At 44.5% G+C, this 13,538-nt stretch carries 12 protein-coding genes and 1 pseudogene; 4 read left to right on the top strand and 9 right to left on the bottom strand.

Annotation, left to right across the window (positions count from 1 at the left end; all coding sequences use genetic code 11):
* Window positions 1–8: 8 nt before the first annotated feature.
* Complete coding sequence (gene hflX / locus H539_RS0103635; protein WP_026692387.1) at window positions 9–1,271, bottom strand: GTPase HflX; 1,263 nt, start codon at window positions 1,269–1,271, stop codon at window positions 9–11.
* Window positions 1,272–1,531: 260 nt separating this feature from the next.
* Between hflX and H539_RS0103640 the strand changes: the two genes are divergently transcribed.
* Complete coding sequence (locus H539_RS0103640) at window positions 1,532–2,152, top strand: trimeric intracellular cation channel family protein (RefSeq protein WP_026692388.1); 621 nt, start codon at window positions 1,532–1,534, stop codon at window positions 2,150–2,152.
* Between the two features lie 31 nt (window positions 2,153–2,183).
* Here H539_RS0103640 and H539_RS0103645 read toward each other — a convergent pair whose 3' ends face one another.
* The 5 genes from H539_RS0103645 to H539_RS0103665 form a co-directional block, all read right to left on the bottom strand.
* On the bottom strand, window positions 2,184–2,429 hold the full coding sequence (locus H539_RS0103645; RefSeq protein ID WP_026692389.1) for a glutaredoxin family protein: 246 nt from the start codon (window positions 2,427–2,429) through the stop codon (window positions 2,184–2,186).
* Window positions 2,430–2,448: 19 nt separating this feature from the next.
* Window positions 2,449–3,405 carry a stage V sporulation protein K gene (gene spoVK / locus H539_RS0103650; protein ID WP_026692390.1) on the bottom strand — a complete coding sequence of 319 codons (957 nt, stop codon included), beginning with the start codon at window positions 3,403–3,405 and terminating at the stop codon, window positions 2,449–2,451.
* 315 nt (window positions 3,406–3,720) lie between these two features.
* Window positions 3,721–3,957 carry an RNA chaperone Hfq gene (hfq, locus tag H539_RS0103655; protein WP_026692391.1) on the bottom strand — a complete coding sequence of 79 codons (237 nt, stop codon included), beginning with the start codon at window positions 3,955–3,957 and terminating at the stop codon, window positions 3,721–3,723.
* Between the two features lie 29 nt (window positions 3,958–3,986).
* Window positions 3,987–4,937 carry a tRNA (adenosine(37)-N6)-dimethylallyltransferase MiaA gene (miaA, locus tag H539_RS0103660; RefSeq protein WP_026692392.1) on the bottom strand — a complete coding sequence of 317 codons (951 nt, stop codon included), beginning with the start codon at window positions 4,935–4,937 and terminating at the stop codon, window positions 3,987–3,989.
* A 162-nt stretch (window positions 4,938–5,099) separates the two neighbouring features.
* Complete coding sequence (locus H539_RS0103665) at window positions 5,100–5,468, bottom strand: winged helix-turn-helix transcriptional regulator (RefSeq protein ID WP_026692393.1); 369 nt, start codon at window positions 5,466–5,468, stop codon at window positions 5,100–5,102.
* 198 nt (window positions 5,469–5,666) lie between these two features.
* On the opposite strand from H539_RS0103665, the gene H539_RS0103670 reads away from it, so the two are divergent.
* The 3 genes from H539_RS0103670 to H539_RS0103680 all read left to right on the top strand — a co-directional run bounded on the left by H539_RS0103670 (window position 5,667) and on the right by H539_RS0103680 (window position 9,735).
* Window positions 5,667–6,866 carry an MFS transporter gene (locus H539_RS0103670; RefSeq protein ID WP_026692394.1) on the top strand — a complete coding sequence of 400 codons (1,200 nt, stop codon included), beginning with the start codon at window positions 5,667–5,669 and terminating at the stop codon, window positions 6,864–6,866.
* A gap of 280 nt (window positions 6,867–7,146) precedes the next feature.
* Entirely contained in the window at window positions 7,147–8,244 is a 1,098-nt protein-coding gene (locus tag H539_RS0103675) for an NAD(P)-dependent alcohol dehydrogenase (protein WP_026692395.1), read from the top strand.
* Window positions 8,245–8,259: 15 nt separating this feature from the next.
* Window positions 8,260–9,735 (top strand): aldehyde dehydrogenase family protein, encoded by a 1,476-nt coding sequence (locus tag H539_RS0103680; protein WP_035321878.1) that lies wholly within the window; start codon window positions 8,260–8,262, stop codon window positions 9,733–9,735.
* 123 nt (window positions 9,736–9,858) lie between these two features.
* Here H539_RS0103680 and H539_RS30605 read toward each other — a convergent pair.
* The 3 genes and pseudogenes from H539_RS30605 to mutL form a co-directional block, all read right to left on the bottom strand.
* Window positions 9,859–10,002, bottom strand: a pseudogene (locus H539_RS30605) (aldo/keto reductase); the annotation flags it as partial.
* Window positions 10,003–10,194: 192 nt separating this feature from the next.
* On the bottom strand, window positions 10,195–11,172 hold the full coding sequence (locus H539_RS0103685) for a ring-cleaving dioxygenase (RefSeq protein ID WP_026692397.1): 978 nt from the start codon (window positions 11,170–11,172) through the stop codon (window positions 10,195–10,197).
* A 397-nt stretch (window positions 11,173–11,569) separates the two neighbouring features.
* Complete coding sequence (gene mutL, locus H539_RS0103690) at window positions 11,570–13,522, bottom strand: DNA mismatch repair endonuclease MutL (protein ID WP_026692398.1); 1,953 nt, start codon at window positions 13,520–13,522, stop codon at window positions 11,570–11,572.
* Window positions 13,523–13,538: the final 16 nt, after the last annotated feature.

The raw sequence follows: 13,538 nt of genomic DNA on the forward strand, positions 1-13,538 counted from the left end.
TGCTCCTTTTACTCTTGTGAATAGTTCTTCAGCATTCCCGAGAGAGGATGATCACTGAGGCAGTAGCCTCTGCATTCGTACATTTCCTCGGCTTCGATGAACGTCAGTGACCGAAGGATGCTTTCATTCTTCAGCTGGGCCAGGATTTTCCCTTCGCCCGATGGCAGCATTACATGATAAGGCTCCATAGCCTGAATAACCTGTTCCTCGATCTGCGCTTTAAGCCTATCCCTATCCTCAGGGTCAAGGGCGCTTATCAGGAGGGATTTCCCCTTTGAAACAGGAACGAAATCCTGGTGCTGCTGATCTCTTTTGTTATACACGGTAAGCTGCGGGATTTTATCTGCCTCAAGATCCTCCAGCAGCCCATTGACTGTTTTCTCATGGTTAAAATAGTCCGGATTGGACGAATCCACGATATGTAGAAGCAAATCTGCCTCCTTCGTTTCCTCAAGCGTTGAACGGAATGCGGCAATCAAGGAGGTAGGCAGGTCCTGGATAAATCCTACTGTATCAGTCAGGAGCACGGTATATCCGCTTGGCAGGACCACTTTCCTCGTTGTTGGATCAAGGGTAGCAAACAGAAGATCTTCTTCAAATGTGCCCGCCTCTGTCAATCGATTGAACAATGTGGATTTGCCAGCATTCGTATAGCCCACAAGGGCAGCCTGAAAGGTCTTATTTCTCTTTCTTCTGTCGCGGTAGCGCTCGCGGTGGTGGACAATGGACGCCAGCTGCCCTTTGATATCATCCAGGCGCCTTCTGATGTGGCGCCGGTCGGTTTCAAGCTTCGTTTCACCCGGCCCCCTTGTCCCGATCCCTCCTCCGAGACGGGATAATTCAATTCCTTTTCCAACGAGACGCGGAAGCAGATACTGCAGCTGCGCAAGCTCTACCTGGAGCTTCCCTTCCCTTGATTGGGCTCTCTGGGCAAAAATATCCAAAATCAGCTGGGTCCTGTCGATCACCCTCGCCTCCAGAATTCCGGAAAGATTCCGGATCTGGCTGGGGGTCAATTCATCATTAAAGATAATAACATCCGGCTCAAGCTCTTCCTCCAGGGTTTTTAATTCTTCCACCTTGCCTTTCCCGATATAAGTCGCAGGATGGGCACGGTCTCTTTTTTGGGAAATGGTAATCAGTACTTCTCCTTGAGCAGTCTTAGTCAAAGAAGCAAGCTCTTCAAGAGAATATTCAAATTTTAAGTCATCATCAGTAAATTGACATCCGACCAAAATGGCACGTTCTTTTGGATTTTGGTTTTGTTCCAAAGGCGGTTACTTCCTTCCAATATATAGTCCGGACTTAAAGCCCACTGTATGGTTACAATCCTTCATCTAACCGAATAAAACCTGTTTCTAGAACATCATACCAAAAGTAGCGGGAATAAGCGAAAAAGCCAAATTTTTTCTTCCATCTGTATTGTAAAATTTTTAAATTCTGATAAAATCAATCTGGTTTACCAAATTAAAAACATATTGAACCGAAACAAGGCTGTCAAATACACTATACCGCAAGAGGATGGATCATCATGACATGGGAGTTATTAAGCATCATTGGGACCATTGCCTTCGCAGTGAGCGGGGCTATTGTTGCCATGGAAGAAGAATATGACATCTTGGGTGTTTATATATTGGGAATTGTAACCGCCTTCGGGGGAGGAGCGATACGGAACTTATTAATCGGGCTGCCTGTTACTGCCCTCTGGAATCAAAGCACATCCTTTATCATCGCCCTGATGTCGATCACCCTTGTCTTCCTTTTTCCGAACAATCTGCTGAAGCATTGGCGGATCTGGGGAAACTTTACGGACGCAATCGGTTTGGCGGCTTTTGCGATTCAAGGGGCATTATACGCGGTGAAGATGCAGATGCCGCTAAGCGGGATTATTGTCGCCGCTGTATTAACAGGAAGCGGAGGAGGAATTATCCGCGACCTCCTGGCAGGAAGAAAGCCGCTCGTATTCAAGGATGAAATTTACGCGGTGTGGGCGATCCTGTGCGGTGCCCTGATCGGCTGGGGATTGGCCGAAAAACCGTGGGAGCTCTACTTCTTATTTCTGGCTATTACTCTGCTCAGAATTCTTTCTTATAAATATAAATGGCGTCTCCCTTACCGGGCTTACTCAAAAAAAGAGAGGCTGTCTCCCTAAAGAAACAGCCCCCTTCCTATTTAAGTCCTGATTAAAGGACATCCTGCCTTACAAACGTCATGATTGCCTCGGGATCAAAGCCCAATACCCAATTCCCATTTATATTAATCTGGGGTACTCCCATCTGCCCGGTTTCCTCCACCAGGCGCTGTGCTGCCTCTACATCTTCCTGAACATTAATTTCTTTGTACTCAAGCCCCTGATCGTTTAAAAAATTCTTGGCATGAATGCAGTAAGGGCAGGTATTGGTTGTATAGACCGTTATACTGTTATCCATATCTCTTCCTCCTTTAACTTTAACTGCTCTCTTCTTCCATTTCCAATGAAAGATCCACACTCCGAAGGGTCAATAGTTCCGTTTTATCAAAGCTGTCTCCAAGAAGAATCCTCATGGCCTGAGCCCGGATGGCTTTCTCGATAATATTGCGGATATACCTGCCATTTGAAAAAGTAATGGGATTCACTACATTTTTGACATAAGCTAAATGGGATGTGAGTTTTCTTTCAGCATCCGAACTCAATATATACTCCTTTTCCCCCAGCATTTTATGTGCGATTTCCATCAGCTCAGGTATGGAGTAGTCCGGAAAGTCGACCACAATGGGAAATCTGGAATGCAAACCTGGATTCAGGGACAAAAAGAACGACATTTCCCTTGAATAACCGGCCAGGATCAGAACAAATTCATGCTGCCTGTCTTCCATATGCTTCACAAGCGTATCGATGGCTTCCTTGCCAAAGTCCTTTTCCCCGCCGCGGCCAAGGGAGTACGCTTCGTCAATAAACAGGATTCCCCCAATGGCTTTCTTAATCAAATCTCTCGTCTTCTGTGCTGTGTGGCCGATATATTCTCCTACAAGATCAGCTCTCTCGGCTTCAATTAGATGCCCCTTCGACAAAACATTCATCTGATGAAATAGTTTACCGATTAATCGTGCTACTGTGGTTTTACCCGTTCCTGGATTCCCTTTAAACATCATATGAAGAGACTGCTTTTCTGCCTTCAGGCCGCTTTCTTCCCTTTTTTTGTTTACGTAGATCCAGGCATAGATTTCTTTTATCATTCTTTTCATTTCATTCATTCCCACTAGAGCACCCAATTCATTTTCCAATTCTAGCAGCGGGGCGTGCTTCAGCGGGAGAACCTCCGCTTCCATGCGGGACGGTATCTCTTTTTTTATGGCTTTCCTCTTTTGCCCGTTAAGTACAATATTAATCTGTCCGTTATTTTTCATCCGGAAAGGCTGCTCCACTTGTCTCACCTCTCGATCCTGTATATCGAATAAATGGGGCTTTTTCTTTTGACGCCTGCCTGTCATGTTAGACAGGCGGCCCCTGCACTTTCGCTATCCAGCTTTTTAATCTGCATGTTTCTACAAATATATTAAGGAATGTCATATTTTGCGCTTTCCCAGAAAATAATCCCTCTTCCTATAGATATTCAACTTAAAGTTATAACAGTATCAAATATTAAAAAAACTAACCATAAAAAAAGCAGGTGCTTCCTGGCCTCAGGTACATTGTACCGAGAACCTGGTGAACACCTGCCTGCAGACATTTTTTGTTTTTTAAGATTCCTTGCCTTCGAAATCTATTTGAACATTCCTTTGCGGCGCAAAGGTTGAAATGGCATGTTTATAGACCAGCTGCTGTTTGCCTTCACTTTCAAACAATACTGTAAAGTTATCGAAGCCTTTGATTTGGCCTCTGATCTGAAATCCATTTAATAAAAAGACAGTTACATATGTACTTTCTTTTCTAAGTACATTTAAAAATTGATCCTGGATATTTACGGATTGCTTCATGAATATGTCCTCCTCTATTCTCTCTATTGTTATCTATTCGCCTTTATTTTCAGCTTTCCTGCAATAAATGCGGATATTTCCTCAACTTTTTTCTCGAAACTGACGGGAGTTCCCATTTCAAACCAGGTGACATCCAGCTTGTTGCGGAACCAGGTCAGCTGCCGTTTCGCGTATCTCCGGGAATTTTGTTTCAAGCTTTCTACTGCGTCCTCAAATGAGGATTTTCCATCAAGATAAGCATACAGCTCCTTATAACCAATCGCCTGAATGGACTGGCAGTCCCTTAAGTCTGCCTGATATAAAGCTGACACTTCATCAAGGAGTCCCAAATCCATCATCATGTCCACCCGGTCGTTGATCCTCTGATAAAGCATATCTCTATCCATATCAAGGCCGATGATCGAAGCATCGTATTTCAGTTCCCGGGGCTGATCCTCCATCTGCTCGCTCATCGTTTTTCCCGTGCAATGGTAAATCTCCAGGGCACGTATGATCCGCCTTGTATTTTGATAAGGAATCCGCCCTGCGCTTGCAGGATCAATTTCCTTCAGCAGCTCATACACGGCTTCTGGACCCTCTTTCTCTGCCTTTTGTTCAAGAGAGCACCTGTATTTTTCATCACTTGGAGTTTCGGGAAATTGATATCCGTAAAGGACGGATTGTATGTATAGCCCTGTTCCCCCGGCAATGATGGGGAGCTTCCCGCGGCCGGCTATATCTGCTATCAATGAGCTTGCCAGGCTTTGGAACTCTGCAGCATTAAAGCTTTCACCCGGATTTTTAATATCTATGAGATGATGGGGGATGCCCATCATTTCCTCTGAAGTAATTTTGGCTGTACCTATGTCCAATCCTTTATAGATCTGCATAGAATCACCGCTGATGATTTCTCCATTGAAGCGGTGCGCCAGCTCGACGCTCAGCCTGGTTTTCCCGACAGCAGTCGGTCCGATAATGACTAATAATTTTTCCTTTTCCAACTTCCTTCACTGCCTAACTATCTTTTTCCCTATCTTACCATACTATTTTAAAGCAATTGAACATTTAACCATTATAGTTAAATATCTCTGGTTTTATACAGGGAAGTCAAAAAAACTTCCCTGATTGTATTACCCTGTTTCAAATGAGCGAAAACATGAAATTTATTTAAGCTGTTCATTCAGGATACTGTCTTCTAATACGGAAAATTTATCTCCATACACCTTTGTAATGTGAGTGGCTCCCCATGCACACAGCGAATCCAGGATTCCTTCTAAGCTCTCTCCGTATTCGCTCAATTCATATTCGACCTTCGGCGGGACCTGGTTATACACAATCCGGTTGATGATGCCGTCCTCCTCAAGCTCCCGGAGCTGCTGGGTAAGCATTTTTTGGGTAATCCCTGGCATCAGCCTCTTCAGCTCGCTGGTCCGTTTTTTACCTTGCGTCAAGTGGCAGAGAATCACACATTTCCATTTGCCTCCGATTACCTCTAGGGTTGCTTCGACCGATATATTATATTTTTTCGACATCGTCTTTCGATCTCCTTTATTAAGGCACTTAAAAGTACCTATAGAACTTTTTGGTTCCTATAGCACAAAAAAGTGCGTACTTTTCTATTTCACCTTTATATCCCATAATAACAGTTGCCGTCCAAAAATGGCTATATTTTTTTATCATTGACGTTCAGACGGCTGCACATACTAAAGATCATACTAGGAGGAATTATCATGTCCATCAATAAGAAAAGGAGTACCCTTGCTCTTCTGGCCCTCGCTGTTTCAGCTTTTGCCATCGGAACGACAGAATTCATCAGCGTCGGCCTTCTGCCGCTGATCGCGAGGGATTTAAATATATCTGTCACCACTGCAGGGCTTACCGTTTCCATGTATGCCCTGGGAGTTACTTTTGGAGCTCCCATCCTGACATCCCTGACATCGGGAATCTCCAGAAAGACCCTGCTTTTGTGCATAATGATCGTTTTCATTATCGGGAATACGGTTGCGGCCATGGCGCCAAATGTAGGCATCCTGCTAACAGGCCGTGTTATTGCAGCCCTTTCTCACGGGGTATTCATGAGCATCGGTTCTACCATTGCGGCTGGACTTGTATCAGAAAGCAGGCGGGCCAGCGCCATTTCTATCATGTTTACGGGTTTAACGGTCGCGACTGTTACAGGCGTTCCATTTGGTACATTCCTGGGACAGCAATTTGGCTGGAGAATTTCATTTTTCACGATTGTCATCTTTGGGGTAATCGGATTTGTGGCCAACATGATCCTGATTCCCGGCACTCTTCCAAAGGGAGTAAAAACAGGGTTTCAGGACCAGATCAAACTGTTGAAGAATGGACCGCTGCTTCTTATGTTCATTATTACAGCTCTCGGGTATGGCGGAACATTTGTAGTATTCACCTACCTTTCTCCTTTACTTGAAAAGGTGACCGGTTTTCATTCCGGAAGTATCGCAGCCATCCTGCTCATTTATGGAATTGCGATAGCGATAGGCAATATGATTGGCGGAAAGCTTTCAAACCGCAATCCCATATCCGCGTTATTCTATATGTTTATCATTCAGGCCATCATATTACTTGTTCTCACCTTTACCGCTCCATTTAAGATTGCCGGCCTGATCACCATCATCCTGATGGGTCTGCTGGCTTTTATGAATGTTCCCGGCCTGCAGGTATACGTAGTCATGCTGGCGGAGCGCTATGTTCCCGCTGCGGTGGATGTGGCATCTGCCCTCAATATTGCAGCCTTTAATGCCGGCATTGCCATAGGAGCGTATTTAGGAGGAATCATCACTGATAGAATCGGTTTGATTCATACGCCATGGATCGGCGCCCTGATGGTCGCTTCCGCAGTGATTCTTACCGGCCGGAGCCGCTCACTCGAACGGAAGAGCCAGAGGGCTGCCGCAGGAAATTAATCATAAAAAATGGATCAGTCCTGGAGCGGGCTGATCCTTTTAATTTTTTCAGTATAAACGGTACTCCCAGAGCTTACGTCTAAAACTATAATGAAATAAGCGTGTATTAAATTCTTATACGCTACTGATAATTTTAACTCAGTGATACATAATAGTACGTTTAATTTTATAAAAGCAAAAATTTAAAATAACGAAAATACAATAATGAAATTAAATAACTCAAATACAAGATATATTATTTATGAAAACGCTTACTATTTTAAAGGCGGGGGTGAAGTATGTGCTAACAAAAGCAGCTGTAACGTATGGAAAAGGAGAACCTTTTCAGATTGATGACATTACGATCGACAAACCGAAAGATGGAGAAGTGTTGGTCCGTATTAAAGCGGTCGGTATTTGCCATACGGATTTAATTGTAAGGGATCAATATTATCCTGTTCCTTTGCCGGCCGTACTCGGTCATGAAGGATCGGGTATTGTGGAGGAAGTCGGCACAGGTGTTACGAGTGTACAGCCGGGGGATCACGTTGTATTGTCTTTCAGTTCATGCGGGCAATGTACGAAATGTTTGTCCGGCAATCCTTATGCATGTGATACTTTTTTTGAGTTGAATTTCACAGGCACTATGGGAGATAGCACAAGCCGATTGCACAAAGACCATCATGACGTTTCAAACTTTTTCGGTCAATCAAGTTTCGCTCACTACTCCGTTGTGTCAGAGCGTAATGTCGTAAAAGTTCCAAAAGATGTGCCACTGGAAATTTTAGGTCCGCTTGGATGTGGAATTCAAACAGGCAGTGGTGCGGTATTAAACAAATTGCAGCCGCCTGAAGGGTCAAGCATTGTGGTATTTGGATGTGGTTCTGTAGGCTTAAGCGCGATTATGGCTGCAAACGTCGCCAACTGCACAACGATTATTGCGATCGACCTTCAAGAAAGCCGTTTAGAGCTTGCAAAGGAATTGGGAGCAACACATGCCATTAACCCGAAAGACGTCGCCAATACAGTAGAAGAAATTCAAAAAATCACTGGCAGCGGCGCTAATTATTCTGTTGAAACAACAAGTATCCCTGCCATACTGCGTCAAGCTGTTGACTGCCTGGCAACGCTGGGAAAGGCAGCGGTCATTGGAGCACCGCCAGTTGGGACAGAAGTTTCATTAGATGTTAATACGCTTTTGTTTGAAAGATCTGTGACAGGAGTTTTGCTTGGATCGGGTGTGCCGCAGACGTATATTCCAAAACTGATTGACTTGTATAAAAACGGCAAGTTTCCATTCGATAAATTAATTAAATTTTACTCTTTGGAAGAAATCAATCAAGCCTGTGAAGATTCTGAAACAGGAATAACGATCAAGCCGATTTTAAAGCTTTCTTAATTAGAGGAGGGAAATATGTTGGAAACAAAAACAGCGAAATACACTGACTGGAACAAGCTAATGATCAATGGTGAGTGGAAAAATGGTTCAAGCAGCAGAGAGTGTGTTGTTGAAAACCCTTATAATCATGAAGTGCTGACAACTTTTCAATATGCAAGTAAAGAAGATATAAATGAAGCATATGAGACGGCTGAAAAAGCGCAAGAGCATTGGGGTGCTTCTTCTGCTTATGAACGTGTGGAACTGCTGGAAAAAGTAGCTGCGTTATTTGAAGAGAGAAGAGAAGAGCTTGTTCAGCTTTTAGTTGAAGAATCAGGAAGCTCGCAATTAAAAGCAAATGTGGAAGTCAGCTGCTCTATTGCTGACCTTAAAGAAGCGGCAAAATATCCGCTGCAAATGGAAGCATCCATCCGCGCTTCAGCCGTTCCGGGAAAAGAAAACCGTGTGTATCGTGATCCAATCGGTGTTGTAGGAGCGATTACACCTTGGAACTGGCCTCTTTATTTAACCATTCGTGTTGTCGCTCCAGCCATTGCAACAGGAAACAGCATTGTTGTTAAATCCGATTCACAGACGCCAATCACGGGCGGCCTTATCATCGCTAAACTCTTTGAGGAAGCGGGTCTTCCAAAAGGCGTATTGAATGTCTTGGCAGCGGATCTTGAAGAGGTAGGCGATTACTTTGTAGAGCATCCTGTCCCACAGGTTATTTCATTTACCGGCTCAACAGCTGCAGGGAGACATGTTGGTTCACTAGCCGTGAAAAATCTGAAAAAACCAGCACTTGAACTGGGCGGAAACAATGCGCTTATCGTCCTTGATGATGCAGATGTTGACCTTGCCGTATCTGCCGCTGCCTTTGGCAAATATATGCATTCCGGTCAAATTTGTATCGCGCTTAATCGTATAATTGTAGACTACAAGATTTATGATTCATTTGTGGAAAAATTTAAAGCGGCCAGCTTGAAGATTAAAGCCGGAAACCCGGCGGAGAGCGACACAATTATTGGTCCGCTAATTAATCGTAAGCAGGTAGACCGTGCGCTGAACCTTGTGGATCAAAGTATTGGTGAGGGCGCAAGAGTAATCTTAAAAGGGGAAGTAAATGGAAACGTAGTAGAACCAATCATTTTAGCAGATGTAACGAATGATATGGCTGTTGCTCAAAATGAAGTGTTCGCGCCTGTGGCAGTTATTATACCGGTTGGTAGTGAAGAAGAAGCAATCAAAGTCGCAAACGGCACTCCATTTGGCTTGAGCGGCGCGGTATACTCAGGTTCCATTGAAAGAGGCATCAATGTCGCTAAAAAAATCAAAACGGGCATGATTCATGTGAACGACCAGTCTATTAATGTAGAGCCAAATGTTCCATTCGGCGGGGAAAAACTCTCTGGAATCGGCCGTTATTGCGGTGAATGGGCCATCGATGAATTTACTACAGTTAAATGGTTATCCGTCCAAAAAGAACCACGTGAATATCCATTTTCATAAATAAGGAATCCCCCTGACAATAAGCGGGATTCCCATTATAATGAATGAACGGCTGTTCTTGAAATAAAAATACGAAAGAGGGAAAATTCTTTTCCTCTTTTTCTATTTGCTTATTGAGTTTATCACTATAAATTTCGTAATAATAAACAATTCATCTCTTGCTGCACCACTGCGCTTGATTGCACTGCCGAATGCTTCTTCATTAAAATATGAGTCAGCGGTATCAATCAGACGATAGCCTGCCATAGAAGCGTCATAAACAGCTTGATAAAAAAATTGAGTGTCCTTTATTTACCCGCTCTGATTGCGTACCCATCGATAAAAACTATTCGTTAAAATTGCATTTCACGTTTCCCGCTGCTATAGAGTCTGACATGGATTTTCCTATTATGGGCAAAGTTATTATAGTATAACCAAAAAGACGCCTCCCTCATAAGTCCTGAGAGAAGCGCCTCTTGATTATTCTTTTATAAATTCCTTTGTACTGCGCACTGTGTCAATGGGTCTTACCAGTCTTTCAATCTGCTCGCGCTTCGGCTCAAGAAATGGAGGCAGCGAAAGCTTCTCCCCTAAGGTTTCATATGGCTCGTCTCCCATAAATCCAGGGCCGTCTGTCGCGAATTCGAATAAAATTTGAGGAGCCACCCTTGCATACAGCGACTCAAAAAAGTGCCTGTCCACATATCCTGAGGTCTGGAAGCCAAAGCTTTCCATGCGCTTGATCCACTCTTCCAAAACAGAACGGTCGGCCACCCGGAAGGCTGTATGATGGACGGTTCCGTATCCTTGGCGGGCTTCAGGAAGAATCGCATTATGCTCCACAACCACAGAGGCGCCATTTCCGCCCTCACCCACCTCAAACAGATGGACAGAGCCTTCCTTTCCAGTCTCCTTGAAAAGAAGGACTTTCTCCAGCATTTCCTTAAAATAATCAAAGTTTGCAACCCTGACAAAAATCGGGCCCAACCCAGTAATGGCATATTCCAGCGGGACCGGCCCCTTCTGCCATGGAGTGCCTGAGGAAACTCCCTGATTCTTTTCGTCCGATATCAGCTGGTACTGCTGATCATCAAAATCCGAGAAAGAGAGTGTCAGTTTACCAAATTGCTCCTTGATGCCGGAATGCTTCACTTCAAGGTGGTTAAACCGCTTTTCCCAATACTCCAATGCCGCATCACTCGGAACCCTGAACGATGTTTTGGAAATTTCATTTGTACCGTGAACTCCCTTAGGAATGCCCGGGAAATCAAAAAACGTCATATCTGTTCCCGGACTTCCAGTATCATCCGCAAAGAATAAATGATACGTCTGAATATCATCCTGGTTGACCGTTTTCTTTACAAGGCGCATTCCTAGGACATATGTGAAAAACTCATAATTTTTTTCTGCACTGCTGGTGATCGCTGTAACATGGTGAATTCCCTTTAAATGATTCATGCTGATTCCTCCTCTTCTTCCTTTAATCTTTCCTCTTTAATCGGTAATCTAATCTTTTATCCTTAATTAAAATATCTCTAATTGAAAGTAATATATCACATCACCCTCCATACGTCAAATTCCGCGGATATAAAAGGCCCGCACTGGCTCTCCCGTGACTGACCTTACGAAGCTTGGAGCGTTTAAATGGACTCGAAGTGGAATTCCAGCCAGGATGGATATATAAAAGAAAACAAAGACTATTCTATAAAAAATAGAGAGATAAGGAAAAAGTAAAAATGTTTTGTAATATATAAAATCTGCACCACATTACTTCAGAGCAATTGCGGCAATGTACGCAATCAGGCTGCTGGAAAATGGGTGCAGATGATATAAATGTGGAAAATCCTCCCCCTCTTTACATGACCCTTTTAAACATCTTCTCCATCTCATAGGTGGAATAATGAACAATGATCGGCCGCCCATGAGGGCAGGTAAATGGATCGGATGACCTTCTAAGCTCATCAAGAAGCGCCTGCATGTCTTCCTGGCGCAGGTAGTGGTTGGCTTTGATGGAGCCTTTGCAGCTCATGAGGATGGCTGCTTCTTCCCTTAATTTTTTCACATCGACCTTTTTCATATTAAGGAGCTGCTGGATCATATCCTCGATGACTTCCTGTTCGAGGCCTTTTGGCAGCCACTGCGGGTGTGCCCTTACAATATAGCTGTTGTGGCCGAATTCCTCCAGGAACACTCCGACCTTTTCGAGCTCGTCTTTGTTCTCCTGAATCCGGATCACTTCATCCGTTGAAAATTCCAGGGTCATCGGGATGAGCATTTCCTGCAGCTCGCTTTCAATCTGTCCGACTTTCTCACGGAAATACTCATATTTGATCCGTTCCTGGGCGGCATGCTGGTCGATGATATACAAGCCCTTTTGATTTTGTGCCAGGATATAGGTTCCGTGCATCTGACCGATCACATAAAGTACGGGTACCCGTGGGGCAGGGGCAGCTTCTGTTTCAGGAGAGATTCCGCTATATGAAGCCTCTTCCTTATGTTGAAATTCCTCTTCCGCAGGAATTTCATGAAAGGGATCAGCATCTGCAAATGAAGTCCCAAAATCCGTATCAGAAAATGAAAAGCCGCTGTCTTCCTCTTTGGATTCCTTGTAGGGTGATAGTCTATCGGCCCGCGGTATTTCCAGCTGCGGCACAACGGTTTCCTGCTTGAATGAATGTACTTCATTCATAGCCTCCTGCGTGCTTACCTGCTGCTCCTTTACGGAAAAACCGCTTGGTGGTGAATAGCTGTCAAACGAAAAGGCGGCCTGTTCGCTTTCTGGCTTTTTCTCTTTTTTGACAGGTGCAGCATTTGGGATCAGTTCCCTGGTTTTAAAGGCTTTTTTTATGGACTCTTCTATGAGCTGAAACAGTTCTGCCTCCTTGCTCAGCCGCACCTCCATTTTCGATGGGTGCACATTTACATCCACAAGGAGCGGATCCATCGTGACGGAAAGGAGCACGATCGGATATCTCCCGATCGGGAGCAGGGTATGATACCCTTCCATTACAGCCTTGGCCAAGGCAAAGTTTTTAATGAATCTCCCATTAATCATTGTCGAAATATAATTCCTGGAAGCTCTCGTGGTTTCAGGGAGGGAGATGAAGCCATTGACCTCAAAATCCAGTGACTTTCCCCTGATTGGAATCATGTTTTTGGCAATTCCGAGGCCGTAAATGGCCGCGAGCACCTGCCGGATATCTCCATTCCCATGCGTATGGAGAAGCTTTTTGCCATTATTGATGAGTTTGAAGGAAATGTCCGGATTAGCAAGCGCCAGCCTGTTCACTGTATCGGAAATATTGCCAAGTTCCGTATGGATGGATTTCATATACTTCAGGCGTGCCGGAGTATTGAAAAACAAATCCGCGACCGTGATATCCGTCCCTTTCCTGCTGGAATATCCTTCGTGCTCCTTCAGCTCCCCTCCTTCCATCACCACTCTTGATCCTGGTCCATCCCCGGTGGATGTGCGGAGCTCAAGCCTTGATACGGAAGCTATGCTGGGCAGCGCCTCTCCCCTGAATCCCAAGGTCCTGATCCTGAACAGATCCTGTTCATCTTTAATTTTACTTGTGGCATGCCGCTGAAAAGCTCTTAACACATCATCCGGTTCAAGACCATGGCCATTATCGATGATCCTGATACTGGAAAGACCCGCCTCCTCAAGGTGTATTTCAATGAGCGTACTTCCTGCATCGACGGAATTTTCCGCCAGTTCCTTCACTACGGATGCAGGACGTTCGACGACTTCACCGGCCGCAATTTTATTCGACAATGCATGATCAAGCTGAACGATTCTGCCCATGCTTCCACCTCCTAAA

It is taken from the genome of Peribacillus kribbensis DSM 17871, from assembly GCF_000430765.1.
Classification (GTDB): Bacteria; Bacillota; Bacilli; order Bacillales; family DSM-1321; genus Paraperibacillus; species Paraperibacillus kribbensis.